The organism is Tepidiphilus sp. J10 (genome assembly GCF_006980785.1).
GTDB lineage: Bacteria > Pseudomonadota > Gammaproteobacteria > Burkholderiales > Rhodocyclaceae > Tepidiphilus > Tepidiphilus olei.
The window spans coordinates 147535-174082 of record NZ_SBHP01000001.1; the positions used below are offsets into that span (position 1 = coordinate 147535).

The following is a 26548-nucleotide window of genomic DNA, read 5'->3' on the forward strand; positions in this document are numbered from 1 at the left end:
GAATCACCCTTGAAGCGCCGCGGACCGAGCCGCGAGCGCGAAAACCACCCGTTCCATGCGCATGAAACGGGACCCTTTGACCAACACCGCCGTCTGTGGCGAGAGCTCCGCGCGCAGCCGCTGTACGAGAGGCTCCAGCTCGGCGAAAGATTCCGCCGCCCGACCAAACGCCGCGGCAGCCTCGCGCGCGAGCTCGCCCAAGGTAAACAGCCGCTCGATACCCGCCGCGCGCGCCTGGACACCCAACTGGGCATGCAGCCGCGGCGCCTCGGAGCCCACCTCGCCCATGTCGCCCAGCACGAGCAGCTTGCGCGCATGCGGCAGCGCCGCGAGCACTTCGATCGCCGCGCGCATGGAGTCCGGATTGGCGTTGTAGGTGTCGTCGATGAGCAAGGCCCCCTGCTCGCCCGGGACCGGCTGCAGCCGTCCGGGCACGGGGACGAAGGCGGCAAGCGCACCGGCCGCCGTCTTGAGCGGCACTTCCAGCGCCACGGCGCAGGCGATCGCCGCGAGCGCGTTGTGCACGTTGTGCCGCCCAGGCAGCGGCAGCGTGAATTCCCCCTCATCGCCCAGCGCACGTACCTGCACGCGCCAGCCCCAGGACAAGGGCTCGGCCGTGCCGCAAACCTCGCCGCCACGGCCGAAAGTAAGCACGCGGCGCCCCGCCGCCATCTCCCGCCACAGGGACGCATGAGGGTCGTCGGCAGGAATGACCGCCGTCCCGTCGGACGCGAGGAAACGGTAGATCTGCCCTTTCTCGCGCGCCACGGTGTCGAGCGTGCCAAACCCCTCGAGGTGGGCGCGCTGCGCCGTGGTCACCAGCGCGATGTCAGGGCGAGCGATGGCGGCGAGCATCGCCATCTCGCCGGGCCGGTTGATGCCCAGCTCGCACACCGCCGCGCGGTGGCCCGCTTCGAGCTCCAGCAAGGTGAGCGGCAGGCCGATGTCGTTGTTGCGGTTGCCGCGCGTGGCGAGCACCGACTCCGCCCCGAAGTGCGCGCGCAGGATCGCCGCCGTCATCTCCTTGACGGTGGTCTTGCCGTTGCTGCCGGTGATGCCGACCACCGGCCCTGGGAAACGCGCCCGCCAAGCGGCGGCGAGCCGGGCGAGCGCGTGGCGGGTATCCTCGAGCACGAGGAAAACCCCGGCCGGCTGCCGTGACGCCCACCAGCGCCGTTCGACCAGGGCGGCGGCCGCCCCGGCCGCGAGCGCAGCGGCGACGAAATCGTGCCCGTCGAAGCGCGCCCCGCGCAGGGCCACGAAGAGCTTGCCCACGAGCGGGGCGCGCGAGTCGATCTCCACGCCGGCGATTTCGCACTCGCCGCTGCCGACGCGTTCGACCTCCTCACCCTGCCCGGCGAGCAGGTCGGCGAGCTCCGCCAGCAGCGTGTTCATGGCAACTCCGGGAAGAGATTGCGTTCGCGCCAGCGCGCCAGCGCCGCCTCGGCTTCCTGCTGGTCACTGAAGGGATGGCGCACGCCGGCGATCTCCTGATAGGGTTCGTGCCCCTTGCCGGCGAGCAGGATCACGTCGTCGGCGCCGGCCGTCTCGATCGCCTGGGCGATGGCCTTGGCCCGATCGGGCTCGACGAGGAGGTCGCTGCGTTCGATGCCGGCGAGGATGTCGGCGATGATCGCCTCGGGCGGTTCGGAGCGGGGGTTGTCGGAAGTGACGATCAAGGCATCGGCGCGCGCCGCCACCGTGCCCATGAGCGGACGCTTGCCCCGGTCCCGATCCCCGCCGCACCCGAAGACGACCACGAGCCGCCCGCCGCGGGTCCGGGCCGTGGGCACGAGCGCCGAGATCACCTGCTCGAGCGCATCCGGCGTATGGGCATAGTCGATCACCACCAAGGGTTCCGCCACCCCGCCGAGCCACTGCATCCGCCCCGGCGGCGGCACCACCCGCCCCAGCGCCGCCGCCGCCCGCTCGAGCGCCACGCCGCGCGCAAGGAGCGCCCCCAGCACCAAGAGCGCATTGCCGGCATTGAAGGTACCGAAGGCCGGCAGGTGCATGGGCAGCGTGCGATCCTCGAGGGCGAGCATCAGGCGCTGGCCGCTCGTGCCTTCGCGCGGCGGCTCCGCGAGCCACAGGGGCCGCACGCCCGGCAACGCCGGACGTGCCCTCAGACTCACCGCCCAAGTCTCCAGCCCGCGGGCAGCGCACTCGCGCGCGATGGCCTCGCCCACGGCGTCATCCACGTCGATCACCGCCGCACGCAGCTCCGGCCGCTCGAAGAGCCGCCGCTTGGCCGCCGCATAGGCTTCCATGCTTCCGTGATAATCGAGATGGTCGCGCGTCAGGTTGGTGAAGATCGCCACGTCGAAACACACCCCCGCGACCCGATCCTGCACCAAGCCGATGGACGAGACCTCCATCACCGCGGCCACGCAACCGGCATCGAGGAAGCCTCGCAACCAGGCATGGATCTGGGGCGCCTCGGGTGTGGTGAATCCCTGGTCCTCCAGGCGACCGATGCGCCCGCAGCCGAGCGTACCGATCACGCCGCAGGGAACGCCCAGCGCATCCAAGGCTTGCGCGAGCCACTGGCTGGTGGTCGTCTTGCCATTGGTACCGGTGACACCGGCCACCCACAAGGATTGCGATGGCGACCCATAGACGCGGTCGGCGAGGGGTCCGGCGAGCGAACGCAGCCCCTCCACGGCGATCAGAGGTCGCACCGGGGTCAAATCGGCCGGAGGAACCCAACCATCACCCGCCTCGTAGAGCACCGCCTCGGCGCCGGCGGCAAGCGCCTCGGACAGATAATTTCTGCCATCGGTTTTCCCTCCCGGCCAGGCGAGGAACAGCGTACCCGGCTGCACTTGCCGGGAGTCGTGCGTCACCGCCCGTGGAAAAACGCCGCGTCGGTGCAATTCCCACCATAGATCGTCGATGTCTCGCATCACCTTCTTCAACCTCTCGGCCGCTGCGCAGCCGCCACCGTCGGACCCGGCATGTCCGGCGCCACACCGAGGCTGGGCAATACCTGCCCGACGATCTCGGCAAACACCGGCGCCGCCACGGCGCCACCATAATAGGATTTCGCTTTCGGCTCGTCGATCATCACCGCCACCACCAGCCTCGGCTGGGAAGCCGGGGCATAGCCAACGAAGGAAGCCAGGTATTTTTCCACATAACGGCCATTTTCCAACTTATGGGCCGTGCCGGTCTTGCCTGCGGTCCGATAACCGTTCACCGCCGCTCGCGTCGCCGTTCCCCCGGGCTGAGTGACGAGCTCCATCATCGCCTTCACCTGCCGTGCCGTCTGGGGCGAGAGGATCCGACGCATCTCGTCGATCGGCGGCGGAGCATCGCGTCGCATCAGCGTCAGGGGCAACATCACCCCATCATTGGCGATCGCCTGGTAGGCGTGGGCCAGCTGCAGAAGTGACGTAGAGATGCCATGCCCATAGGCCATGGTCGCCACCTCGATGGGCTTGAGCGAATCGGGCGGAAGCATTCGACCCGCAGCCACACCGGGTAGCGGCAGATCGGGACGGGTACCAAAGCCGAAAGCACGGTAATGACGCCAGAGATCTTTCGGATCGAGTCCGAGCGCGATCTTGGCCACCCCGACGTTGGACGACTTCTGGATCACCTGGGATACGGTCAGGGCGCGCTCCGTCGCATGCACGTCCCGGATACTGTGGTTACCCACGCGAAGGATACCACCCTGGATATCGATCGGTGTCTCGGGCTTTACGACGCCTCGCTCGAGCGCCAAAGCCACCAGGAGGGGTTTCATCACCGACCCCGGCTCATAGAGATCGGTCACGACGCGATTACGCACCTCGCTCAGATCGAGCCCAGTGCGACGATTGGGATTGTAACTGGGCCAGTTGGCAAGGGCCAGGATCTCGCCGGTGCGCACGTCGATCACCACGGCCCCACCGGCGCGTGCCTGATGCCGGGCCACGGCCTGCTCGAGGGCACGGAAAGCGATGTGCTGGATGCGCGCATCGAGTGAAAGCACCACGTCGCGTCCATCGCGCGGCCTCTCCACCCAGACCGAGTCCTGTACCACTCGGCCGCGCCGATCCTGGACGACGAGGCGTTTGCCCGACTCACCGGCCAGCGAGGAGTTCAGACTCGCCTCCAGTCCCTCGATCCCCTGGCCGTCGACGTCGACGAGCCCGACCAGTTGGGCGAACGCCTCACCCTGAGGATAAAATCGCAGGTATTCTTCGACGACGCCCACACCCTCCTGCGGCCAACCCATGATGGGCCTTGCCTCGTCAGGCGGCAAGTGACGCCGCAGATAGGTGAATCGTCGTCCGCCCTTCTCTAGCCGACGCCCCAATTCGTCGGTGCTCATGCCGAGCATTCGAGCCAAACGAGACAAATCCTCATGCGACCACTGCCGCACCTTGGCCGGGTCGGCCCAGATGCTCGCCACGGGTGAAGAATCCGCGAGGATATGGCCGTTGCGATCGAGCACGCGCCCACGCATCGCCGGCACCTCGATCTGGCGCTCATAGCGTGCCTCACCCTGCTGTTGCAGGAATTCATCCTGTATTCCTTGCAGATAGGCTGCCCGCAGCACCAAGATCGCGAACAAACAGAGGAGGGAGAACACGACCATGCGCTGGCGCCAAACCGGTATCGCCAGGACCAACAGGGGATTGATCGATTTTTGCTCCATGTTCATCGCTCCCACGGTATGATCTGCTCTGGTCGTGGCGGCGCCAGACCCAATTTTTCCTGCGCCAGGCGCTGCACCCGATCCTGAGTCACCAAAGTGGCACGCTCGATCTGTAGTTGTCGCCACTCCACGTCCAAGCGCATGCTCCTTCGGTTTTGGTTTTCCTGCGCCAGGTAGAGCAGCCGCGCTTCGTGTTTGGTCTGCACCAGCATCACGCTGCTCGCCACCACCAACCCGAGGAGCACCGCATCGAAGCGCGTCATGAGCGCCGCTCCACCACCCGCATCACGGCGCTGCGGGCACGCCGGTTACGGGCACATTCCGCTTCCGATGGGCGCAGTTTGCGCACCACCCACCGCAGTGGCGGCACCGGGCGCTCGGCCTCGCGCACCGCCAGCCCAGGCGGCAGCGGCGGCGGGGAAGAATGCTCGCGCATGAAATGCTTCACGATCCGGTCTTCGAGCGAATGGAAACTGATCACCACCAAGCGCCCCCCCGGACTCAAGCGTTCGATCGCCTGCGGCAGGGTCAGCGAGATTTCTTCGAGCTCGCGATTGACGAAAATCCGAAGAGCCTGGAAGGTGCGTGTCGCGGGGTGCTGCCCCGGCTCGCGCGTGCGCACCGCCTGCGCCACGAGTTCGGCAAGTCGTCCCGTGCGCTCGATAGGCGCCCTTGCGCGCGCAGCAACAATCGTCTTTGCAACCGCATCAGCAAACCGTTCTTCTCCATAATCGCGTATCACCTCCCTGATCTCTTCACGACTCGCTCGCGCGAGCCAACTCGACACCGGCTCTCCACTCGTCGGATCCATGCGCATGTCGAGCGGCGCATCGAAGCGGAAACTCATGCCGCGCTCGGGCGCGTCGAGCTGAGGCGACGAAACCCCCAGATCGAGCAAGATCCCGTCGACCCGGGACACTTGCAAAGCATCGAGCTCCTCCCCCAGGCGGGAAAACGGCGCGTGCACCAGAGTGAGCCGCGGCTCGTTCCAACTGCGCCCGAAGGCGATCGCTTCGGGGTCGCGATCGAAGGCGATCAACCGCCCTCGAGGGCCCAAACGCTGCAAAATTGCCCGTGCGTGCCCCCCTCGCCCGAAAGTGCCGTCTACATAGATGCCGTTGGGGCGCGGTGCGAGTGCTTCGAGCGCTTCTTCGAGCAGCACGGGAACGTGTGTCTCGCTCACAGAACCAACCCCTCGAAGGTTCCGGCCAAGTCCTCGGCCGACAGCGCCTGCATCGCTTCCTGCTGCGCCTGCCACCCTGCCTCGGACCACAGTTCGAAATGCGTCCCCTGGCCGACGAGCCAGGCGTTTTTTTCCAAACCGGCCCATTGACGCAGCGAAGCGGCCACAGACACACGCCCAGAAGCATCGAGCGCCTCTTCCTGGGCGAAACCCACGAGGAGACGCTTCAGAGCAGCAGTGCGCGGATCGAGCCCCGGCAGAGCCACGATGCGTTCGCGGATGGGCGTCCACACGGGCTCGGGGTAGACCAGTAAGCATTTATGCGGGTGCGCCGTCAGCACCAAAGGACGACCTTCGGGCGCCAAAGCCTCGCGAAAGCGCGTCGGAATGACGATGCGCCCTTTTGCATCGAGACTGAGCGTGACTGCCCCCTGGAACATCGCCGCTGCCTCTGATCATCACACCCACATTTTGCCACTTTTTCCCACAAAATCCCACGCCAGCGAAAAAACACCCCTTCGCGCATCGGTCGAGCCTGCTCGCCGCCTGCACAGGGAGCAAAACGAAGGCGAGAGAAAACCCAGACGGATAAAGGAGAATCCCCGGACGACGCGAAGACGGACGCTCGAAAGCCGCCCCAGCTTTAGGCAGGCAACTTCACACGAAAGGATGAGTCGCAGAACGCGGCAAATGGCCGAGCGACGAGGAAAATGAAGAAAAAAACTCAACTAATCAATAAGTTGTATGTAAATTCGGGCATGAATGCGGGCCACGGAAGAGCCGCGTGTGCGTCAACGGGAGGGAAAAGGTAAGAAAATGTAAAAAAGGGAAGTCCGCCGCTTAAGCCGGGTTCTGTCGCGCATCGTGTGATGCGGGGCAGTCATTCCTCTAGGCCCGCCGTTGCCGACGGGCTCGAGCAGCCAACCCGGGAGCGGCGCGAGCCACGCCATCGCTCCCCTATTCGGCCTTGCTCCGGATGGGGTTTACCGTGCCGCCTCCGTTACCGGAGACGCGGTGGGCTCTTACCCGCGAGGCCGAGGCCCCGCGCCGGGTCTCCCCCGGCCACCGTTTCACCCTTGCCTGATCCCTTGCGGGCCATCGGCGGTCTGTTCTCTGTGGCACTTTCCGTCGCCTCACGGCGCCCGGCCGTTAGCCGGCATCCTGCTCTGTGGAGCCCGGACTTTCCTCTCCGCGCCCGAAGGCGCGCAGCGACTGCCGGGCGGACTTCCCAATGCATGATACCGCAAGGCGCGGCCGAAGTTCCCTACGAGGCAGGTTCGAGTGTCGATTCGAAGACGAGAACGCCGTCGCGGTGACGAAACGTCCCAACCAGAGTCCCCAGCGCCTGCGGATCGGGTTTGTCCCACGGTTGCAGGCGACAATCTTCGGTCGACGCGAGGTACCAGTGGTCCCCTTGTTCGAGCGCCCACAGCAGGTCTCCCGCCTCATAGACCTTCATCGGCGTCATCTCGGCGCGATCGGGTGCGATCGGATACTTTCGCTGACATTGCGGCAGACGCGAGACGACCACCGCCTGTTTCACCTCGCTCCAGGGGAAGGGCTGCTGGCGCTCGAGCACCAGAGCGTGATTCATCCCCGCGATGCGGTAGCCGATCGCCGCATCCTCGCAAGCGGCCAAGCCCAAGGCGCACAGCGCCGCGATCGCCCCTCTCCTCCAGCGCATCACCCTCTCCTCATTCCACCATCCAGCCCATCGTCTCGCCCGCGCGCAGAGGCACCACCTCCTCAGCCTCGCCCAAGGGCACTGCTGCCGGCACCGCCCACGGCCGGCGCACCAAGGCGATGCGCTCGGTAGGCTCCGGCACGCCGTAGAACCGCGCACCGAAGCGCGAGGCGAATCCCTCGAGTCGATCCAGGGCGCCAGCCGCCTCGAACACCTCGGCGTAGAGCGGCAGCGCGAGCGGCGCGGTGTAGCAGCCGGCGCAGCCGCAGGCCGATTCCTTCGCTCCACGCGGGTGCGGCGCCGAGTCGGTGCCGAGGAAGAATTTCGGCGAACCGCTCGTGGCCGCTTCCACCAGGGCCCGGCGGTGGCGCTCGCGCTTGAGGATCGGCAGGCAGTAGAAATGCGGCCGGATGCCGCCGGCGAGCATGGCATTGCGCTCGTAGCGCAGATGATGCGCGGTGAGGGTGGCGGCCACCGTGTCCGGCGCCTCACGCACGAAGGCCACGCCTTCGGCGGTCGTCACGTGCTCCAGTACGATTTTCAAGCCGGGGAAACGCGCCACCAGCGGCGCGAGCACCCGCTCGACGAACACCGCCTCGCGATCGAAGATATCCACCTCGGGATCGACCACTTCGCCATGTATGCACAGCACCAGGCCGCGTTCCTGCATCCGCTCGAGCACGGGATGGATCCGTTCGAGGTGGCGCACGCCCGCATCGGAGTTCGTGGTCGCCCCGGCCGGATAGAGCTTGGCCGCGAGCACGACACCGCTCTCCGCGGCACGATCGATTTCCTGCGGCGGCATCGCCTCGGTGAGATAGAGCGTCATCCACGGCACGAAGTCGGCCGCCCTTCCCCCGGCCGCGCGCGCCGCCGCCAGGATGTCCTCGCGATAGGCGAGCGCCGCCGCGGTCGTCGTCACCGGCGGCTTGAGGTTGGGCATGATGAGCGCCTGGGCGAAGACTGCCGCGCTCGCCGGCACCACCGCGCGCATCGCCGCGCCCTGCCTCACGTGCAGATGCCAATCGGCGGGTCGCAATAATTCGATCCGATCCATTCCTTCTCCTTCATAGCCCCTCATTCGTCTTCTTCCCGCCCTGCGGCGAGCCCCTGGGCGTAGAGCCGGTTCTTGGAAGCGCCGGTCAATTCCGCCGCCAGTCGCACCGCCTCTCCGAACGGCACTCCGACCCCGGTCAGGCGCGCGAGCACCCGCCCCCCCGTTTCCTCGCGCACGGCCTGCGCATCGCCCGGCCCCAGGATGAGGACGAACTCACCCCGCGTACGCTCGGCGCGCTCCTCGAGCCAAGCGGGCATCTGCGCGAGCGGCAAGCGCACCGTCTCCTCGAAGCGCTTGGTGAGCTCGCGCGCGAGGAAGAGCTCGCGCGCCCCGCCCAGCACCTCCAGCATGTCGGCCACGCTCTCGCACACACGATGCGGTGCTTCATAGCACACCACCGGCACTTCCTCGGCCGCGAGCGAAGCCAGGAGTTTACGCCGCGCCGCCTGCTTCGGCGGCAAAAATCCGAGGAAGCGAAACCCCGGTTCGACGAATCCCGCCACCGACAGCGCCGCGGTCACGGCGCTGGGCCCCGGCACCGGCACCACCGGGAATCCGGCTGCACGCACGGCGGCGACGATGCGCGCGCCCGGATCGCAGATGCCGGGCGTGCCCGCATCGGAAATCAGCGCCACGTGTTCGCCGCGCGCCAGTCGCGCCACGATCGCCTGCGCGGCGGCCTGCTCGTTGTGCTCATGCGCTGGCATCATCGGCGTACGGATGCCCCAGGCATCGAGCAATCTCTGGCTGTGGCGCGTGTCCTCGGCCGCGATACAATCGACCCCGGCGAGCACCACGCGGGCGCGCGGGCTCAGGTCGGCCAGATTCCCCAAGGGGGTGGCCACCACATAGAGGGCCGGTTCGGCCCGGCGCCATACGCCTTCCGCCATTCCTTCCGGATCCATCGCCTCCGCCCATGACGCAAAAACCCGATTCTGCGCCAAACTCCCTCGCCGCCACAAGCGCCCGCACCGTCGGCACCGCGTACGAGGCGCTCGCCGCCGCCTGGCTCGAACGCCAGGGCGTGCGTCTGCTCGCACGTAACGCCGCCAGCCGCCGCGGCGAGATCGACCTCATTGGGCTACACGAAGGCACGCTCGTCTTCTTCGAAGTCCGCCACCGCCGGCGCAATCACTTCGGCAGCGCCGCCGAGAGCGTCACCCCCACCAAGCAGCGGCGCATCCTCGCTGCCGCCCGCTACTGGCTCAACGGTCCCGTGGGGCGGCGCCATGCAGCCTGCCCCTGCCGCTTCGACGTGCTCGCCTTCGATGGCGAGGCCCAGGTTCCCCAATGGATCCAAGGGGCGTTCGATCTCGGCGCAACCTGGTGAGCGATGCCTCATGTTAGACTAAATCGATGGATCTCATCGAACACCTCACCGAGCCTTTCCTCTTCCAGTCCGCCCTCTTGCAGGAGACGGCCCCGGCGCTCGCCGCCCCGTGCGCGGCGGCCGCCGAGATCTTGGCCCAAAGCCTGCTGCAGAGCGGCCGCATCCTCGTCTGGGCGGGTGGTCCGGAACGGGCGCTCGCCGAGCTGTTTCTCCACCGCCTGTGGCATGGGCTCGATCGCGAACGCCCGCCGGTGGCGGCGCTGCGCCTCGAAGGCGAAGGAGAAGCGGCGCTGCGTCCGTTCACGGCGCTGACACAGCCGGGCGATGCCCTCGTGCTGCTCTTCGCCCGCCCGAGTCCGACCGCCACGGCGCTACGCAGCGCCGCCCACGAAAACGGGATCGCGCTGGTCGCGCTCGGTACCGACGTCGACGGTACATGGTTCGACGGGCTCGCCGGCGGCGACGTCCCCGTGGAACTGCCCGAACTTCCGCCGTCGCGCCACGGGGAACTCATGCTCTTCACCCTCGATCTTCTCGTCGAAGCCCTCGACGCCGTCCTTCTCGGAGACTTCGCATGACCCGCACGTCCCTACGACGCTCCACCCTTGCCTTGCTCGTGCTCGCCGTCGCGACGATCCTGCCGCTTTCCGGCTGTTTTCCCCTCATGGCGGGCGGCGCCGCCGTCACCGCGTCGGTGGCCTCCGACCGCCGCACCACCGGCGCGATCGTCGACGACGAAGGAATCGAATGGAAGGTCAGCGACAAAATCGCCCGGCAGCTGGGTGATCGCGTCCACATCAGCGTGACGTCCTATAACCGCATCGTGCTGCTCACGGGCGAAGCCCCGCGCGAGGAAAACCGGGCACTGGCCGAACGGCTCGCGCGTGAAACGGAGAACGTGCGCGACGTGGTCAACGAAATCCAGATTGCCAGCCCCAGCTCGCTCGGCTCACGCATGAACGACGCCAACATCACGGCGCAGGTCAAGGCCCGCTTCGTAAACCAGAGCCAAGGCGCCTTTGCCCCCAATCACGTCAAAGTGGTCACCGAGAACGGCGTCGTCTATCTCATGGGGTTGGTGACGCGGCGCGAAGCCGACGCCGCCACCCAGATCGCCCGTACCACCAGCGGCGTGCGTAAGGTCGTGCGCGTCTTCGAGTACATTCCCGAGGAAGAAGCCCGCCGGCTCGATCGGCAAGGCGCCGAGCCCAAGGCGCCACCCAAGAACGGCCCCTGATTCAGGCTTTCACGTCGAGGTGCGAGATGGTGCCGACGCTGCCCGACTCGCGCAGATAGATTCCCGTGCTGCGCAGCGCTCCCAGGGCCTGCCCGCCCTCGTCGGTCACCGTCAGGGGTGTCGCCGCCCGCGCCAAGCCGATCGCCCCGACGTCGGCCTCCGGCAGCGCGATCAAGACGTCGCGGCGATACGGATGCCACACGTAGAGCTGCGACCACGCCGGGTCGTTCTCGTCGATCCAGCCGTTACCGTCGGCATCGAGCGCCGCGAGTTCGCCGAAGCCGTCGCCGGTGCTCGGACCGAAGAGTTCCCGCCCGTCATCGACGCAGCCGTTGCCGTTGCGGTCGAACACGAGGAATCCCTTGCCAACCGTCGGTAGCGGCAGATTCACCTCTGAACCGTCACCGCGCAGGTCGAAACGAAAACCGAGGTCGCGCAACTCCGCCCACGTGCCGGCGAAATCGAGCACCAGCGGATCCTGCACTGCCGCACCGAACACCGCCTGCACTTCGGAGGCGGTGGCGCGCGTGAGTGCCAAACCCAGCGAAAACTCGATGCTGCGCCCGTCGGTCGTCTGCACGCGACCGCTCGCCGAAAAAGACAGGTGCTCCACCGTCAGGGTACGCACCGTCAGCGTCCCGCCCAAACCGCCGGCCGCCGCAGTCGCGCTCGATTCCCCCGACAACGGCGCAGGTGCCTGCGTCGGCACCGCCGTCGCCTCCGGCGTCTCGATTTGACGAAGATCGACTAGATCGATCGACCGTCCCAAGACCCGCTCGAGCAGGCGTTTCAACAGCTGCAAACCCGGGGTGAGCGTGCGTGCCTCTTCGTCCGTCGGTGTAAGCTGAGTCGACTGTGCCGCTGCGGAGGGCGACGCGGGCGCGGGCGACGCCGTTCTCGTCCCTCCGTCTTGCAGCCCAGGACGGTCGCGCCACGACAGACGCACTGCCACTTCCTGCCGCCGCAAGGATGAGGACTGCGCCTGCAGCATCAGTTGAGAGGACGAGATTTTCATGGATTCCCTACCGTCGATCCGGACCGGAGTGTTTACGGCGGAAGGAGAAAAAACTTGAGAAAATAAAGTGTTAAGAATTGCTGTCGAACAGCTGATCAAGGTTCAATAGATCACCGGCGACGCCTCCAGGCTGCGCCAGAGGATCCATGTCGCCGCCGTTCGCCATGGGCGCCAGCGCTCGCCGGCTTCGAGCCACACCCGCCGCGGAGATTTTTCCGGCAGACCCGCATGGCGCACGAGCGCCCGGCGCAGCCCCAGGTCATCGATGGGCCACACGTCCGGCCGCCACAAGTGGAAAATGAGGAACATCTCCGCCGTCCACCGCCCTATCCCGCGCACGGCGATCAGCGTGCGCACGATCGCCTCGTCGTCCATCTCCTGCCAGCACCGGGGATCGAGCCGCCCGGCGGCAAAATGCTCCGCCAGATCGACGAGCCAGGACGCCTTGGCGCCGGACAGGCCCGCTTCACGCAGGCGCGCCGCCCCCGCCTGGAGCACGGTCTGCGGCGAGACCGATCCCAAACCCTCCTCCAATCGCTCCCACACTCGACGCGCTGCTTTCACCGACAACTGCTGCCCGACGATCGCCCGGGCGAGCGTGGCGAACGCGTCGCCCGAGGGCGTCACGGCCGGCGGCCTCGTCTGCAGGATCAAGGGCTCGAGCCGATCATCACGGGTCACGAGCGCCGCGCAGGATTCTTCCCACCATGCAGGGACCATCGCCTCTTCGCTCATGATGCTCCCTCGCGCGCGGCGAGCGCCGCAAGCAGCCGTTCGTGGATGCCCTCGAAACCGCCGTTGCTCATCACGAGGATCGCATCGCCCGGGCGCGCCTGGGCGACGATTCCAGCCACGAACGCCTCGATCTCCTCGCCCACCGTCGCCCGCGCCCCGAGCGGCGCCAGGGCCTCACGCGCATCCCAGCTCAACCCCTTGGCGTAGCAATGCACCCGATCCGCGCCGCGAAGCGCCTCGGGCAAGGCCGCGCGCATCACGCCCAGTTTCATCGTGTTCGAGCGTGGCTCGAAGACCGCGATCAAACGCCCCGACACGCGCGGACGCAGCGCGGCGATCGTCTCGCGGATCGCCGTGGGATGATGGGCGAAATCGTCATAGACCGCCACGCCCGCCACCACCCCGCGCCGCTCCAGCCGCCGACGCACGCCGCGGAATTCGGCCAGTGCCGCGAGCCCATCCTGCGGGCGCACCCCGACGTGGCGCGCCGCGGCAAGCGCCGCGAGCGCATCGAGAGCGTTGTGCCGCCCCGGTACCGGCAGAGCGATCTCGCCCAGCGGGCGCCCCTCGCAGAAAAACTCGGCCGAAGCGCCGTCTTCCGCGACCGCCACGGTCCATTCCGCCTCCGCGCCCGGCGTGGGGCCGAAGCGCTCCACCTGCGACCAGCAACCGCGGGCGAGCACCCGTTCGAGCGAGGGTTCGCCGGCGAGCGCCACGATGCGCCCCGAGCGCGGCATCGTGCGCACCAAATGGTGGAACTGCGTCTCGATTGCCGCCAGATCGGGGTAGATGTCCGCGTGGTCGAACTCCAGGTTGTTGAGAATCGCCGTCCGCGGCCGATAGTGCACGAACTTCGCCCGCTTGTCGCAGAAGGCCGTGTCGTACTCGTCGGCCTCGATCACAAAGAACGGCCCCGCCCCCAACTGCGATGAACGCGCGAAATTTCCCGGCACTCCCCCGATGAGAAAACCCGGCGCGAGCCCGTTCGCCTCGAGGATCCAGGCGAGCATCGAACTCGTGGTCGTCTTGCCGTGCGTTCCTGCCACCGCCAGCGTCCAACGGCCGGGCAGAATGTGCTCGGCCAACCACTGCGGCCCGGAGACGTAGGGCAGCCCACGGTCGAGGATCTCCTCGAGCAGAGGATTGCCGCGCGAGATGGCGTTGCCCACCACGAACACCTCCACGGGCAGATTCGCCTGCCCCGCCTCGTATCCCTCGATCCAATCGATCCCCTCGGCCTCGAGCAGCTCGGACATGGGCGGATACACGTTCGCATCACAGCCACTGACCTCGTGCCCGGCCTGCCGCGCCAAAAGCGCGAGGCTGCCCATGAAGGTGCCTCCGATCCCCAACACATGGATACGCATCGCTCGTTTCATCCTGCTCGGAAAAACGTCGATGGTAAAATGCCCCACGATCCCGCACAACCCGTGGAACACCCGATGCCCACCAATCGTACCTTCGAATCGCTCGACGCCCGCGAAGAGATCGCCGAGCTCGCCGCGCGGCTCATCTACGACGAAGGCATTCGCGACTATGCGCTCGCCAAGCGCAAGGCCGTCAAGCAGCTCGGGTTGTCGCCGCGCACCATGCTGCCGACCAACGAAGCGATCGAAGCCGCGCTCGCGCGCCGCGCCGCCGAATACCAGGACGAGGACGACGCCGAGCGGCTCGAGCGCATGCGCCAGACCGCCGTGGAGGTGATGCGCTGGCTCGAGCCCTGGAGCACTTACCTCGTGGGCCACGTCCTCGAGGGCACCGCCGGGCCGTTGTCGGTCGTCGACATCGACCTCTACGCCGAGAGCGCCAAGGAGGTCGAGATCTTCCTGCTCAACCACCCCTGGCTGCGTTTCGACGTCCATACCCCGCGCGCCGGTGGCGCCAAAGAACCCGAGACGATCTTCGAGTTCGACTGGCACGGCGTCCCGGTGAGCCTGCGCGTATGGCCTCTGGCGAGCGAGCGTAACCTCAAGCGCAGCGAACACCGGGCGAGGCTGCCCGCCGTGCTCGCCCTGCTCGAACCTCCTGGCTCGCTCACCCCTGCCGCTTCATGACTATGTCCTGTTCCAGGGACGACGAACCCTCTCCCTCCCGCCGGCGCCGAGGCATGCTCGCTGCGGTGGCGGCGCTGGGTCTGGGCGGAACGCTCTGGTGGCTCACCCGACCCCGGAGCAACCCGGCGGCAGACACCGCGCTCACGCGCCTGCTTCAGGCCGAATTGCGAGACCCCGAAGGGCCGCCCCGACGCATCGCCGAACACTGGCCAGAAGGCGTGCGCGTGATCAATTTCTGGGCCACCTGGTGTCCCCCCTGCCGTACCGAGCTGCCGCTGCTCGCCGCTGCCAGCCGCACCTGGCCTGAAATCCAGTTCCTTGGCATCGCCCTCGACGAAGAAACCGCCCTCCGACGTTTTCTCGCCCACACCCCGCTGCCCTACCCCATACTGCTCGCCCCACCGACGCTCCTCGATCTCACTGCGGAACTCGGCAACCCCCACCGCGCCCTGCCTTTCACCCTCGTGATCGGCCCCCGGAACGAAAGAATCGCCTCCCATGTCGGCCCCGTGACCCACGCCACGCTCGAGCGCTGGAGCCGCACCGCGCAGTAGGCCACGAGTCGCCTCCTGCCAACGCATTCGCCCGCGATCGGTGCTAAGATGAAAATCGATCTTTCCCTGATCGGAGCAAAATCATGAAAATCTTGCGCACCCTGCTCACCACACTGGTCCTGCTCATGCTCACCCCTTGGGTGCATGCCCAGCCCGTCTGCTCCGAGTGCGGCGTGGTCGACTCCATCCACATCATCAAACGGGACTCCCCCGGAGTGCTCGGCGCAATCGGTGGCGGAGTGGCTGGCGGCCTACTCGGCAGCCAAATCGGCTCCGGTTCCGGCAAGACCGCCGCCACCGTCGTCGGCGTGGTCGGTGGAGCCCTCGCGGGTCGCGAGATCGAACGCCGTCTCCGTGCCGATGAAGAATACGAAGTCGTCGTGCGCATGGACGACGGGACATATCGCTCGGTGCGCACCGAGACGCCGCCCAGCGTGAGCAAAGGTCAGCGGGTACGCATCATCAACGGCGCACTCGTCCCCGATTGATCTTCCCATTCGTGCCTACTGGTAGATTTTGCCGTCGATTTGCGGCAAACTTCGGGTTTCGACCACGAAAACCAGGACAGGCACGATGGACGACGCCGCTCACACCGCCAACGCCGGTGAACCCGCTGCTTTGCGCATCCTGGTGCTTCACGGCCCCAATCTCAACCTGCTCGGCGTGCGCGAGCCCGAAATCTATGGGCGCACCACGCTCTCCGACATCCACGCTCGGCTCGAAGCGCGGGCGCAAGCCGCCGGCGTCCGTCTCGAATCCTTCCAGAGCAACCACGAAGGCGAGCTCGTCGATCGCATCCAGGCGGCCATGGAAGAAGGCGTAGACTTCATCCTCATCAATCCCGGCGCCTACACCCACACCAGCGTGGCGCTACGCGATGCACTCGCCGCCGTGAGCATTCCCTTCATCGAAGTGCACCTCTCCAACATCCACGCACGGGAATCCTTCAGACACCACTCCTACCTTTCCGATCGGGCCGTTGGCGTCATCTGCGGCCTGGGCGCGTACGGTTACGAAGCGGCGCTCGAATACGCCCTGCGTGCCTTGATCCCCTCCAATTGATCCCTCAACCTCTTCGACGCGGAAACTCCATGGACCTGCGCAAAATCAAGAAACTCATCGACCTCGTACAAGAATCGGGCATTGCCGAACTCGAAATCACCGAAGGCGAAGAAAAGGTACGCATCGCCAAGCATCCGCCCACCAATTTCACCATGCCCGCGCCTGCCGGCCCTACGGTCGTCGCCTCCCCTGTACCAGTGGCCCCGCAGGCCGTCGCCGCCCCCACCGAGCCGGCCCCTTCTGCCGAATCGACACTCCCCGCGGGGCACATCGTCAAATCCCCCATGGTCGGAACTTTCTACCGCGCCCCCTCTCCTACCGCGGCACCCTTCGTCGAGGTGGGCAGCAAGGTCAAGCCGGGCGACCGGCTGTGCATCATCGAAGCGATGAAGCTCATGAACGAGATCGAATCCGACGTGGCCGGGACCGTCACCGCCATCCTGGTGGAAAACGGTGAGCCCGTCGAATATGGTCAGCCGCTCTTCGTGATCTCTTGAAGGAGCTCGCCCCGATGCAAGCCCCCCCTTTCAAGAAAGTGCTGATCGCCAACCGTGGCGAGATCGCGCTGCGCATCCTGCGCGCCTGCCGCGAGCTAGGGATCCGCACCGTGGCCGTGCACTCCGAGGCCGACCGCGAAGCCAAGAACGTGCTGCTCGCCGACGAATCCGTCTGCATCGGCCCAGCTCCCTCAAGCCAAAGCTATCTCAACATTCCGGCCATCATCGCCGCGGCCGAAGTCACCGACGCCGAAGCGATCCACCCTGGCTACGGTTTTCTCTCGGAGAACGCCGACTTCGCCCAACGGGTCGAAGCCTCCGGATTCGTCTTCATCGGTCCCCGGCCCGAGACCATCCGCCTCATGGGCGACAAGGTGAGCGCTAAGGCGGCGATGAAAGAAGCCGGCGTGCCCTGTGTGCCCGGCTCCGACGGGGCGCTCCCGGAAGACCCCGATACCATCCTTGCGCTCGCGCGGCGCGTCGGTTACCCCGTAATCATCAAAGCGGCCGGCGGCGGCGGCGGACGCGGCATGCGCGTGGTACACACCGAAGCGGCGCTCCTCAACGCCGTGGCCATGACGCGCACCGAAGCGCAAGCAGCTTTCGGCAATCCCACCGTCTATCTCGAGAAATACCTCGAACGCCCGCGCCACATCGAAATCCAGGTACTCGCCGACGAATACGGTCACGCCGTTTGGCTGGGCGAGCGCGACTGCTCCATGCAGCGCCGCCACCAGAAAATCCTCGAAGAAGCGCCCGCGCCCGGGATCGAGCGCAAGAAGATCGCCACCCTCGGCGAGCGCTGCGTCGAAGCCTGTCGACGCATCGGTTACCGCGGAGCCGGCACCTTCGAATTCCTTTACGAGAACGGCGAGTTCTACTTCATCGAGATGAACACCCGCATCCAGGTCGAGCACCCCGTCACCGAGATGATCACCGGCATCGACCTGGTGCAGGCGCAGATCCGGGTGGCCGCCGGCGAAAAACTCTGGTTCCGCCAGAAAGACATCACCCTGCACGGCCACGCCATCGAATGCCGCATCAACGCCGAAGACCCCTACAGATTCACCCCCAGCCCCGGGCTCATCACCCACTGGCATCCACCGGGCGGCCCGGGCGTGCGGGTCGATTCGCACGTCTATACCGGCTATCGCGTCCCGTCGCACTACGACTCTCTCATCGGCAAGCTGATTGCGCACGCCGACACCCGTGAAGCGGCCATCGCCAAGATGCGCGGCGCCCTGCAGGAGCTGGTCATCGACGGCATCCACACCAACGCCGCGCTGCACTTCGAACTGATGAACGATGGCCCCTTCCACGAAGGCGGCCTCTCCATCCACTACCTCGAGCAATGGCTCGAAGCGCGGCGTACGGCACTGGAGCGCAGCCGATGACCCCTCAGGAGCGGCCACGCTGGTGTAACCTCCGGCTCGTCGCCCCCGCCGAGCTCGCCGAGCGGCTCTCCGAAGCCCTGCTCACCCATGGAGCGATCTCGGTCGGGATCGAAGACGCGGACGCCGGCACGCCCGAGGAACGCCCGCAGTTCGGCGAACCGGGGCTCCACCCCGAACGGCTGTGGGATCGCTCGGTGATACTCGCGCTCTTCGAGATCGACACCGACTGGCGCGCCGGCCTCGCCGCCGCCGCGCGCAGCATCGGCATCGGGCTCTCCGAGCTACCCGACCCCCAGGTGGAATTGCTCGCCGACGCCGACTGGGTACGGCTCACCCAGAGCCAATTCGATCCCATCTCCATCGACGGGCGGCTGTGGATCGTTCCCTCTTGGCACGAACCGCCCGATCCCTCGGCCATCACCCTCACCCTCGACCCCGGGCTCGCTTTCGGCACCGGCTCCCACCCGACCACCCGTCTGTGCCTGCGCTGGCTGCTCGACCACGTGCGCCCGGGCGACACGGTGCTCGACTATGGCTGCGGCTCCGGCATCCTCGCCATCGCCGCGGCCAAACTGGGCGCGGCGCGGGTGGTCGGCGTCGACATCGACGACAAGGCGCTCGAGGCCGCCCGCTACAATGCCGAACGCAACGGCGTTGCGCTGGAGTTGTACCACGCGCGTGATCTGCCGCCCGGCCCCTTCGACCGGGTCGTGGCCAACATCCTCACCAAACCGCTGTGTGTCCTTGCGCCGATCATCGCCCGGGCCGTCCGCCCCGGCGGGGAACTCGCCCTGTCTGGCATCCTCCTGGAACAGACCCGGGAAGTCGTGTCCGCCTACGCTCCCTGGATCGCCCTCAGTCTGGGCGACGAAGACGAAGGCTGGATCCGTCTCGAAGGCATCCGTCCCGTATGACGTCCCTCCTCCGTGTCCGCTGCCCCCACTGCCGAACGGTCTTCCGGATCGATCCGGCCAAGCTCGAACGAGCCCAAGGCTGGGCGCGCTGCGGTCACTGTTTCGAACCCTTCGACACCAAGAAGCACGCGCTCGACGTGCCCGATGCGGCCTCTGCTGCGGAAGGATCCTCTCAGCGGCTCGATTTCGATCGCTTGCTACATACCCCGGCGCCCCCCACACCCGACCTCTCTCTGCCCGAACTCGATCGGCCGACCGTGTTCAGCCCCACGAGGGCGGAGCCGGCGCTCGGGCAGCCTTCGGCGCCCCAACAGTCGCGTGACGAAATCACCCCCAAGGCCAACGATGCCGCAAGGGCAACGCGGGAAGATCACACGTTTTCGGACGAGCCCCTCCTGCGCGAACCGCCACTCGTGCCCACCACCTTCCCCTTCGAACGAGAATCACGGCACGTCTCCCCCCTTGCCGTGTTCGCCACGCTCCTGCTCCTGCTCTTGGCACTAGGGCAGGTTGCCTACCTCTGGCGCCAAGAATGGATCCAACGCTTTCCCCTGACCTTCGCCTACTGGGAGCGCGTCTGCCAAGAACTGGGGTGCACCGTCACCCCCCCCCTCGACACTCGAACACTCGTCATCGAACACTCGGAACTGATCCGCGAATCAGCCCCGGGCCGTTGGACCCTCGGCTTCACGCTGCGAAACCGGGCGTCCCATCCCACGCCCTGGCCCACCCTGGAACTCACCCTGAAAGACGCGACCGGCCGAGTACTCGTGCGTCGACACATCCTCCCCTCGGAATGGGGAGCCGAAAAACCCTACTTCCCCCCGAACGAACGGATCGAGCGCACCCTCGCGCTGGAGACCTTCGAAGCCGGCATCGTCGGCTACGAACTCAAACTGATCCAAGGTTGAAAGCCGCCGCGAATAGCCGCCGCGAATCAGCTCTGCCACGGGGCTGCATCGCGGCGCGCTTCACGGCGCGGATGCCCGCCGGCTGCGTGCGTGATCTCGCACCCAGCGCTGCGAACACCCCGCCTCCGCACGCGCGCACATCAGGGCCATTCGCAGCCCCATGCATTTCTCAGCGTGCCACCCGCATCGTTCCTCCATCGCTGAGCACGCGCACGCGCTCACCCAGGCGGAACCCTTCACCCTCGTCTTCCTGAACCACCGCAATCACGCGGCCGTTATCCAGCCGGACCGTCACCTCCACGCCCGGCCTGCGCGTCGCCACCTCTTCCAGCGCCGCACCCGCGAGGCCCCCGGCCACGGCACCCACGGTCGCCCCGACGATCTGACCACGGCCGCCGCCGACGCCACTTCCGGCCACCCCGCCGACCACCGCCCCGGCCCCTGCGCCCAGCGGCGACTTCGTGCCTTCGAGCTGCACCGGCCGCACCGATTCGACCACCCCGTACTGTACGCTCATCGCCCGGCGCGCCTCGGTCCGACCATAAGTGCCGCCCCCAAGCCCCGAGGCACATCCCGCCACGCCCAGAGCCGCCACCACCATCAATACCATCCCTTTCTTCACGACCATGGCCAATTCTCCTGGTAGGTTTCTTCATAGCGCCGCACCAACTCCTCACGGCGCAAGGTGTAATTCTGCGCCCCGCGTGAGGCGACCTTGATCGCCCCGAGCACGGCGCCCAGGCGCACCGCCCGGATCCAATCACTACCCGAAGCGATCGCATGGAGCAGTCCCGCGCGGAAGGCGTCGCCGCAGCCGGTGGGATCCACCACCGCCTCGGGGCGAACCGGCGGTACCTCGAAACGCTCCCCCTCGACGAAGACCCAGGCGCCCTGCGCCCCCCGCGTCACGACGAACGCCTCGACCCGCGAAGCCAGTGCCACCAGCGACAATCCCGTACGCTCTTCCAGCAACTGCGCCTCGTAATCATTGACGGCACAAACCCGCGCTGGTTCCAGGCACTGCAACAACTGTTTGCCCGAGAAGAGGGGCAAGGCCTGCCCAGGATCGAAGACGAAAGGAATCCCGGCCTCGGCGAGCGCCGCACAATGCGCGAGCATCCCCTCCAGGCCATCGGGCGCAACGATGGCCCACTGCCCGGCCAAACGCCCCGCCACCGGATTGCGATGCGATAAAGCCATCGCGCCCGGGTGAAAAGCGGTGATCTGGTTGTCGTCGAGGTCGGTGGTGATGAACGCCTGGGCAGTAAATTCCCCGGGCAGCACGGCGATCCCTTCGCGCGAGATACCGAGCGATTCCAGCCGTGCGAAATACGGCTGCACATCCTCGCCTACCGTGGCAACGATCACCGGCTCGGAACCCAACTGTTTCAGACCATAGGCGATATTGCCGGCACAGCCTCCGAATTCGCGCCGCAACCGTGGCACGGTAAAAGCCACATTGATCATATGGATTTTATCGGGCAGGATGTGCTCGCGAAATCGATCCTCAAAAACCATGATCGTGTCGTAAGCCATCGATCCGCACACCACGATACGCGTCATCGCCGATTCCTTCATCGCCTTGCAGAGCAGATGGCGATTATACGGGAGCGACATGGATGCAGGCGGTAACTCCCCTCATAGCACCGTGAAAAGCCGTCGTGCGCGCTCACTGGGTGAGGTCGGCGCAAACCTTGCACGATGACGCCATACAGCCGCGCCACGGCCCGTTCGCCATGCCCGTTTTCCGCTACCATGCGCCGATCACCCCCATGAACCGACGACCACCATGCTCCGCTCCGTTCCCCGACCGATCCGCGCGCTGCGGCTCGCCCGCCTCGCCCTTCATCTCGCCATTGGGCTAGCCACCATCGTCCTGTGCTTTCCCTTCGCCGATGCCCCCACCCGCGCCCGTCTGCGGCAGCGTTGGTCGCGGCGCCTCGTCGCCCTGTGCGGCATCGAGGTGGAGCGGCATGGCGAGTTCGCCAGCGGCGCCTTGCTCGCCCTCAACCACGTCTCCTGGATCGACGTCTTCGTCGTCCTCTCGCAGACCGACGCCGCCTTCATCGCCAAGGCCGAAGTCCGCCGCTGGCCCATCATCGGTTGGCTCGCGGCGCGCAACGAAACCATTTTCCTGCGGCGCGGCAGCCGGGGACACGCCGCGGTGCTCGCCCGTGAGCTCGTATCGCATCTGCGGCAAGGGCAGAGCGTCGCGCTCTTTCCCGAAGGCACCACCACCGACGGCCTGTCGCTACACCCCTTCCACGCGGCGCTGCTGCAACCGGCGATCGACGCTGGCGCCCCGGTCCAAGCCGTAGCGATTCGCTACTACGATGCCGACGGCCGACGCACGACCGCGGCAGCCTTCTACGGGCAGATGACGCTCATGCAATCACTGGTCCGTATCGTGCGAGAGCCTCGGCTGCGCGCCCGGCTCGATGTCTCCGAGCCCCTACCCACCCAGGGAGCCGACCGCAAAGCGCTCACCCGAGCCCTCGAAGCCTGGGTACGCGAGCGTATCGAGGAAGACCTGCCTTCGCCATAAAACCGTCACACAGCCGCTCTAGACTCTGCACCATCGAACCGCCCCCCGACAGATCCCATGAAAGCGATGAAAGACAATCCCGTAACCCGAGAAGCCGAAAACCACACCTTTACCGAGATCGTCGATCAGGTCCGCCGCCGCCTGCTCCAAGGCGCGGGCGGCGCAACCCTCCTGAGCTTTTTCGCCTCGCCGGCCGCGGCACTCGCCCGCTCGCTCGACGATCGGGGTACCACGGTCTCGTCGTTACTGGCTGCTTTCCCCCGCTCGATTCCCACCCACAGCCACGACTACGTCACCGTGATGGACGGCTACGTGGTGCGCGCCATCCTGCCCTGGGGCGACCCCCTGCTCGACTTTTCCGCCTACTGGCGACCCGATGCCTCGGCCTCGGCCGAAGAGCAGGCCCGGCAGATCGGGGACAACCACGACGGCATGCACTTCTTCCCCTTTGGTCCCAATGTCTACGACCAAGGTCTTCTTGCACTCAACCACGAATACACCAACTACGAATACCTCTTCGGCAAGGAATACACCGAGCCTTGGACGCGCGAAAAGGCGATGAAAGCGATCAACGCGCATGGCGTATCCATTGTTCATCTGCAACGCGACGGTCAAAGCGGTTGGCGCCCTGTCATTCCCTCGAAATACAACCGCCGCATCACCGGCGACTCGCCCATGGTGCTGACTGGCCCAGCCGCGGGTCATCCGCTCCTGCGCACCTCGGCCGACCCCACGGGAACCCAAGTACGCGGCACGCTCAACAACTGCGCCAATGGGTTCACCCCCTGGGGCACCTACCTCACGTGCGAAGAAAACTTTCACAACTACTTCGGCGGCGGCAGCACCGACCCGATGCACCAACGCTACGGCATCGGCAAGGACGGCGGTTATCGCTGGTACGAAGTGATCGAGCGCTTCGACCTGCGGCGCGAACCCAACGAACCCAACCGCTTCGGCTGGGTGGTCGAGATCGACCCCTTCGACCCCCAAAGTACGCCGAAGAAACGCACCGCGCTCGGCCGATTCAAGCACGAAAATGCCGCCGTCACGATCGCCCCCGACGGGCGGGTCGTCGTCTACATGGGCGACGACGAACGCTACGAATACCTCTACCGCTTCGTGAGCCACGGCCGCTACGACCCCGGCAACCCTGCCGCCAACCGCGACCTGCTCGATTCCGGCGATCTCTACGTCGCCCGATTCACTGCCGACCCCACGCCCGACGGCCAACGTTTCCGTGGCCAATGGATTCTGCTCGACAAGGAACGCAATCCACTGCTCGCCGCCGAGGCGCGCTTGCCCACGCAAGCCGACGTCCTCATCCATGCGCGACTGGCCGGGGATGTCGTCGGCGCGACCAAAATGGATCGTCCCGAATGGGTTGCCATCCATCCTCATCGCCGGGAAGTCTATGTCACGCTCACCAACAACAACCGGCGCAAGGCGAGCGAAGTCGACGCCGCCAACCCCCGGGCCGAGAACCTCTGGGGTCAGATCCTGCGCTGGCAAGAAAACGGCGGCGATCCGACGGCGGACGAATTCTCCTGGGATCTCTTCGTGCTCGCCGGCAACCCCCTCGTTTATCCTCGAGGCGATGCGCGCGCCGGCTCGGCGGCGATCACCAAAGACAACCTCTTCAACTCCCCCGACGGCCTGGGATTCGACGCCGCCGGCCGCCTGTGGATCCTCACCGACGGCAGCTACAGCAACGCCGGCCCCTACCAAGGCATGGGCAACAACCAGATGCTGGTCGCCGACCCCGACGCCGGGCTCATTCGCCGCTTCCTCGTCGGCCCCTCGGGCTGTGAGATCACCGGGCTCACCTGGAGCAACGACGGGCGCACGATGTTCGTCAATGTCCAGCATCCCGGCGAAGCCGAAGGCCATCCACGCGCCCCCGCCCTCCCTGCAGGCCAAGATCTCGCAACCTACCTCGCAGCGCATCCCACCGCCTTCTCCGAATGGCCACATGTGCAGTTCCGCGAACTGGGCGGTGGCCGGCCGCGCTCGGCCACGCTGGTGATCGAACGGGCCGACGGCGCGCCGGTATTTGCCGCGCGCTGAGGAACCCTCGAGGATGGCGCGTCGTTCCCGTTCGCTCACTCTTTCGCTGCAGGCACGCTACTGGATCATGGTCGCGATCGCGATCGGACTCTTTTCGATCGTGATCGCGCTCGCCTACCAGACCATCGACACCCAGACCGGCACGATGCGCAGCGCCTACAGCGGCCAAGTCGCCCCCTTCGTCGACCTCGCCCAGCTCAAACACCTGGCCGAGCGGCAAGCGAGTTTCCTCTACCGCGTCTTTGCCGACGCGAGCCAGAAAATCTCCTCCTTCGATCCACAGGAGCTCGAGCGCGCCTCGGATCAAGCCCAAGCCATCCTCGCAGCGTTCGGGCAACGGCCGATGCGCGAAGACGAACGCACCGCGTTCGCTCGCCTCGAAGAAGCCGCCCAGCGCTTTCATCAGGCCGTAGACACGGCGCGTCAGACCATCGAACTCTATGGCGACGACCTCGCTGGTCTAGGTCGATCCCAGCGCGGACTCATCGGGCAGATCGAGACGCAACTGCACGACGTCCACGCCGCCCTCGACGACTTGATCCATCTCGAACGCGACGCCACCCGCGCCGACTTCGACCACAGCGCCCAAGCCTCCGATCAAAGCCGCCTCGTCATCGCGCTGCTGTTCGGCGCCGTGACGCTGCTGCTCCTCATCCTCGCCTACTTCTCCACCCATCGCCTACGCCACGGCATGCGCACTGCGCTCGACTTCGCACGCGCCGTCGCCGCCCTCGACCTGCGCCAGGATCTCGATGACGAGGGGCGCGACGAGATCGGCACCCTGATCGCGACCCTGCAGGACATGCGCAGCCAACTACGGGACTTCGTCCACACCCTCACCCAGGCGAGCGGGCAGTTGACCGACTCGGTTGCTGCCGAACGTGAGCGCGCCCGACGGATTGCCGCCGCCGCAGAACAACAAGCGCAATCGGCGCAAGAAATGGCTGCCGGCATCGAAGAGCTCTCCACCGCCATGGACCAATCCGCCTCCGATGCCCAGCACGCAGCCGAGGCAGTAGCCGATGGCGTCGCCCGCAGCCGTGAGGCCGCCCACCGGGTGCGCTCCCACACCCAGGATACCCAAACGCTCGCGCAACGGCTCGAAGCGCTAGCCGAAGACGCCGGCACCATCGACGGTGAAATGGAATCGGTAGGGCGCATCGTCGAGGTCATCCGCGACATCGCCGAACAGACCAACCTGCTCGCCCTCAACGCCGCGATCGAAGCGGCTCGTGCCGGCGCCTACGGCCGAGGCTTTGCCGTGGTCGCCGACGAAGTACGAAAACTCTCCGAGCGCACGGCACAGGCCACGGGCGAGATCGGGGCCACGATCCAACGCGTCGAATCCCACGTCACCAGGATGGTCGCCGACATGGCCCAAGGACGGGAATCGATCCAAACGGCTCTCGCCTCTTCTCGCCAAGCCCTGGCCGCGATCGATGCGATCGAGCACACGATGGACGAAATCGGCGCGCAAGCCCAAGCGATCCGTGAAGGCACGAGTGAGCAGGCAAGCGTCAATCGTCAGATCGCCCAAGAAGTCGCCCATGTCGCCGGCGCCTCCGAAACCCTCGCCGACCTCGCACGTCAAGGCAGCGAAGCCGCCGAGCGGCTCGATCGGCTCACGCAGACCCTGAGTGCGCTCCTGCAGCGTTTTCGCGCCTGAG

At 66.6% G+C, this 26548-nt stretch carries 28 protein-coding genes and 1 other RNA gene; 14 read left to right on the forward strand and 15 right to left on the reverse strand.

Annotated features, from left to right (window positions below; all coding sequences use genetic code 11):
- Window positions 1–3: 3 nt before the first annotated feature.
- From murF to rsmI, 10 genes are all read right to left on the reverse strand, one after another.
- Window positions 4–1395, reverse strand: a complete 1392-nt coding sequence (gene murF, locus EPD81_RS00690) for a UDP-N-acetylmuramoyl-tripeptide--D-alanyl-D-alanine ligase (RefSeq protein ID WP_142803529.1) — start codon at window positions 1393–1395, stop codon at window positions 4–6.
- On the reverse strand, window positions 1392–2906 hold the full coding sequence (locus EPD81_RS00695) for a UDP-N-acetylmuramoyl-L-alanyl-D-glutamate--2,6-diaminopimelate ligase (RefSeq protein ID WP_142803530.1): 1515 nt from the start codon (window positions 2904–2906) through the stop codon (window positions 1392–1394). The genes murF and EPD81_RS00695 overlap by 4 nt, the downstream gene beginning before the upstream one ends.
- A gap of 8 nt (window positions 2907–2914) precedes the next feature.
- Window positions 2915–4645, reverse strand: a complete 1731-nt coding sequence (locus EPD81_RS00700; RefSeq protein ID WP_221929153.1) for a penicillin-binding protein 2 — start codon at window positions 4643–4645, stop codon at window positions 2915–2917.
- Between the two features lie 2 nt (window positions 4646–4647).
- A complete protein-coding gene (ftsL, locus tag EPD81_RS00705; RefSeq protein WP_142803532.1) occupies window positions 4648–4908 on the reverse strand; it encodes a cell division protein FtsL in 261 nt (86 codons plus the stop codon).
- A complete protein-coding gene (gene rsmH / locus EPD81_RS00710) occupies window positions 4905–5828 on the reverse strand; it encodes a 16S rRNA (cytosine(1402)-N(4))-methyltransferase RsmH (RefSeq protein ID WP_142803533.1) in 924 nt (307 codons plus the stop codon). The genes ftsL and rsmH overlap by 4 nt, the downstream gene beginning before the upstream one ends.
- On the reverse strand, window positions 5825–6268 hold the full coding sequence (gene mraZ, locus EPD81_RS00715; RefSeq protein ID WP_142803534.1) for a division/cell wall cluster transcriptional repressor MraZ: 444 nt from the start codon (window positions 6266–6268) through the stop codon (window positions 5825–5827). Before mraZ ends, rsmH begins: the two co-directional genes overlap by 4 nt.
- A 384-nt stretch (window positions 6269–6652) precedes the next feature.
- Window positions 6653–7056: RNase P RNA component class A (gene rnpB, locus EPD81_RS00720), an RNA gene on the reverse strand.
- A gap of 36 nt (window positions 7057–7092) precedes the next feature.
- Window positions 7093–7512 (reverse strand): hypothetical protein, encoded by a 420-nt coding sequence (locus tag EPD81_RS00725; protein ID WP_142803535.1) that lies wholly within the window; start codon window positions 7510–7512, stop codon window positions 7093–7095.
- A gap of 10 nt (window positions 7513–7522) precedes the next feature.
- Window positions 7523–8569, reverse strand: a complete 1047-nt coding sequence (pyrC, locus tag EPD81_RS00730) for a dihydroorotase (RefSeq protein WP_142803536.1) — start codon at window positions 8567–8569, stop codon at window positions 7523–7525.
- 20 nt (window positions 8570–8589) lie between these two features.
- Window positions 8590–9474, reverse strand: coding sequence for a 16S rRNA (cytidine(1402)-2'-O)-methyltransferase (gene rsmI / locus EPD81_RS00735; RefSeq protein WP_185955313.1), 885 nt, complete (start codon window positions 9472–9474; stop codon window positions 8590–8592).
- Between the two features lie 11 nt (window positions 9475–9485).
- Here rsmI and EPD81_RS00740 point away from each other — a divergent pair, with 11 nt between their 5' ends.
- Genes EPD81_RS00740 through EPD81_RS00750 form a run of 3 tightly spaced genes read left to right on the forward strand, consistent with a single transcriptional unit; the run spans window position 9486 to window position 11136 of the window.
- Window positions 9486–9899: a YraN family protein gene (locus EPD81_RS00740; protein ID WP_142803537.1), complete on the forward strand. Its 414-nt coding sequence runs from the start codon at window positions 9486–9488 to the stop codon at window positions 9897–9899.
- Between the two features lie 26 nt (window positions 9900–9925).
- Complete coding sequence (locus tag EPD81_RS00745; protein WP_142803538.1) at window positions 9926–10477, forward strand: hypothetical protein; 552 nt, start codon at window positions 9926–9928, stop codon at window positions 10475–10477.
- A complete protein-coding gene (locus EPD81_RS00750) occupies window positions 10474–11136 on the forward strand; it encodes a BON domain-containing protein (protein WP_142803539.1) in 663 nt (220 codons plus the stop codon). The genes EPD81_RS00745 and EPD81_RS00750 overlap by 4 nt, the downstream gene beginning before the upstream one ends.
- A 1-nt stretch (window position 11137) precedes the next feature.
- Here EPD81_RS00750 and EPD81_RS00755 read toward each other — a convergent pair whose 3' ends face one another.
- From EPD81_RS00755 to mpl, 3 genes are all read right to left on the reverse strand, one after another.
- Window positions 11138–12151 carry a hypothetical protein gene (locus EPD81_RS00755; protein WP_142803540.1) on the reverse strand — a complete coding sequence of 338 codons (1014 nt, stop codon included), beginning with the start codon at window positions 12149–12151 and terminating at the stop codon, window positions 11138–11140.
- 102 nt (window positions 12152–12253) lie between these two features.
- Window positions 12254–12886: a DNA-3-methyladenine glycosylase gene (locus EPD81_RS00760; protein ID WP_142803541.1), complete on the reverse strand. Its 633-nt coding sequence runs from the start codon at window positions 12884–12886 to the stop codon at window positions 12254–12256.
- On the reverse strand, window positions 12883–14253 hold the full coding sequence (gene mpl, locus EPD81_RS00765; protein WP_142803542.1) for a UDP-N-acetylmuramate:L-alanyl-gamma-D-glutamyl-meso-diaminopimelate ligase: 1371 nt from the start codon (window positions 14251–14253) through the stop codon (window positions 12883–12885). Before mpl ends, EPD81_RS00760 begins: the two co-directional genes overlap by 4 nt.
- 75 nt (window positions 14254–14328) lie before the next feature.
- Between mpl and EPD81_RS00770 the strand changes: the two genes are divergently transcribed.
- The 8 genes from EPD81_RS00770 (at window position 14329) to EPD81_RS00805 (ending at window position 20272) form a co-directional block, all read left to right on the forward strand.
- Window positions 14329–14940, forward strand: a complete 612-nt coding sequence (locus EPD81_RS00770; RefSeq protein ID WP_142803543.1) for a hypothetical protein — start codon at window positions 14329–14331, stop codon at window positions 14938–14940.
- Window positions 14937–15494, forward strand: a complete 558-nt coding sequence (locus EPD81_RS00775; RefSeq protein WP_142803544.1) for a TlpA disulfide reductase family protein — start codon at window positions 14937–14939, stop codon at window positions 15492–15494. The genes EPD81_RS00770 and EPD81_RS00775 overlap by 4 nt, the downstream gene beginning before the upstream one ends.
- Before the next feature lie 83 nt (window positions 15495–15577).
- A complete protein-coding gene (locus EPD81_RS00780) occupies window positions 15578–15982 on the forward strand; it encodes a glycine zipper 2TM domain-containing protein (protein ID WP_142803545.1) in 405 nt (134 codons plus the stop codon).
- Window positions 15983–16067: 85 nt separating this feature from the next.
- A complete protein-coding gene (aroQ, locus tag EPD81_RS00785) occupies window positions 16068–16556 on the forward strand; it encodes a type II 3-dehydroquinate dehydratase (protein WP_142803546.1) in 489 nt (162 codons plus the stop codon).
- Window positions 16557–16585: 29 nt separating this feature from the next.
- On the forward strand, window positions 16586–17053 hold the full coding sequence (gene accB / locus EPD81_RS00790) for an acetyl-CoA carboxylase biotin carboxyl carrier protein (protein ID WP_142803547.1): 468 nt from the start codon (window positions 16586–16588) through the stop codon (window positions 17051–17053).
- A 14-nt stretch (window positions 17054–17067) separates the two neighbouring features.
- On the forward strand, window positions 17068–18447 hold the full coding sequence (gene accC / locus EPD81_RS00795) for an acetyl-CoA carboxylase biotin carboxylase subunit (RefSeq protein ID WP_142803548.1): 1380 nt from the start codon (window positions 17068–17070) through the stop codon (window positions 18445–18447).
- Window positions 18444–19361 carry a 50S ribosomal protein L11 methyltransferase gene (gene prmA, locus EPD81_RS00800; RefSeq protein WP_142803549.1) on the forward strand — a complete coding sequence of 306 codons (918 nt, stop codon included), beginning with the start codon at window positions 18444–18446 and terminating at the stop codon, window positions 19359–19361. The genes accC and prmA overlap by 4 nt, the downstream gene beginning before the upstream one ends.
- Complete coding sequence (locus EPD81_RS00805; RefSeq protein WP_142804218.1) at window positions 19358–20272, forward strand: zinc-ribbon and DUF3426 domain-containing protein; 915 nt, start codon at window positions 19358–19360, stop codon at window positions 20270–20272. Before prmA ends, EPD81_RS00805 begins: the two co-directional genes overlap by 4 nt.
- Before the next feature lie 169 nt (window positions 20273–20441).
- Here the strand turns inward: EPD81_RS00805 and EPD81_RS00810 are convergent, their stop codons facing one another.
- The gene (locus EPD81_RS00810; RefSeq protein WP_142803550.1) at window positions 20442–20900 is read right to left on the reverse strand and encodes a glycine zipper 2TM domain-containing protein; all 459 of its coding nucleotides are present in this window, start codon (window positions 20898–20900) and stop codon (window positions 20442–20444) included.
- A complete protein-coding gene (locus EPD81_RS00815) occupies window positions 20891–21835 on the reverse strand; it encodes a carbohydrate kinase family protein (protein ID WP_142803551.1) in 945 nt (314 codons plus the stop codon). Before EPD81_RS00815 ends, EPD81_RS00810 begins: the two co-directional genes overlap by 10 nt.
- Before the next feature lie 226 nt (window positions 21836–22061).
- Here EPD81_RS00815 and EPD81_RS00820 point away from each other — a divergent pair, with 226 nt between their 5' ends.
- Genes EPD81_RS00820 through EPD81_RS00830 form a run of 3 tightly spaced genes read left to right on the forward strand, consistent with a single transcriptional unit; the run spans window position 22062 to window position 26547 of the window.
- Entirely contained in the window at window positions 22062–22817 is a 756-nt protein-coding gene (locus EPD81_RS00820; protein WP_142803552.1) for a 1-acyl-sn-glycerol-3-phosphate acyltransferase, read from the forward strand.
- Between the two features lie 57 nt (window positions 22818–22874).
- Entirely contained in the window at window positions 22875–24881 is a 2007-nt protein-coding gene (locus EPD81_RS00825; protein ID WP_142803553.1) for a PhoX family phosphatase, read from the forward strand.
- 13 nt (window positions 24882–24894) lie between these two features.
- Window positions 24895–26547, forward strand: coding sequence for a methyl-accepting chemotaxis protein (locus EPD81_RS00830; RefSeq protein WP_142803554.1), 1653 nt, complete (start codon window positions 24895–24897; stop codon window positions 26545–26547).
- Window position 26548: the final 1 nt, after the last annotated feature.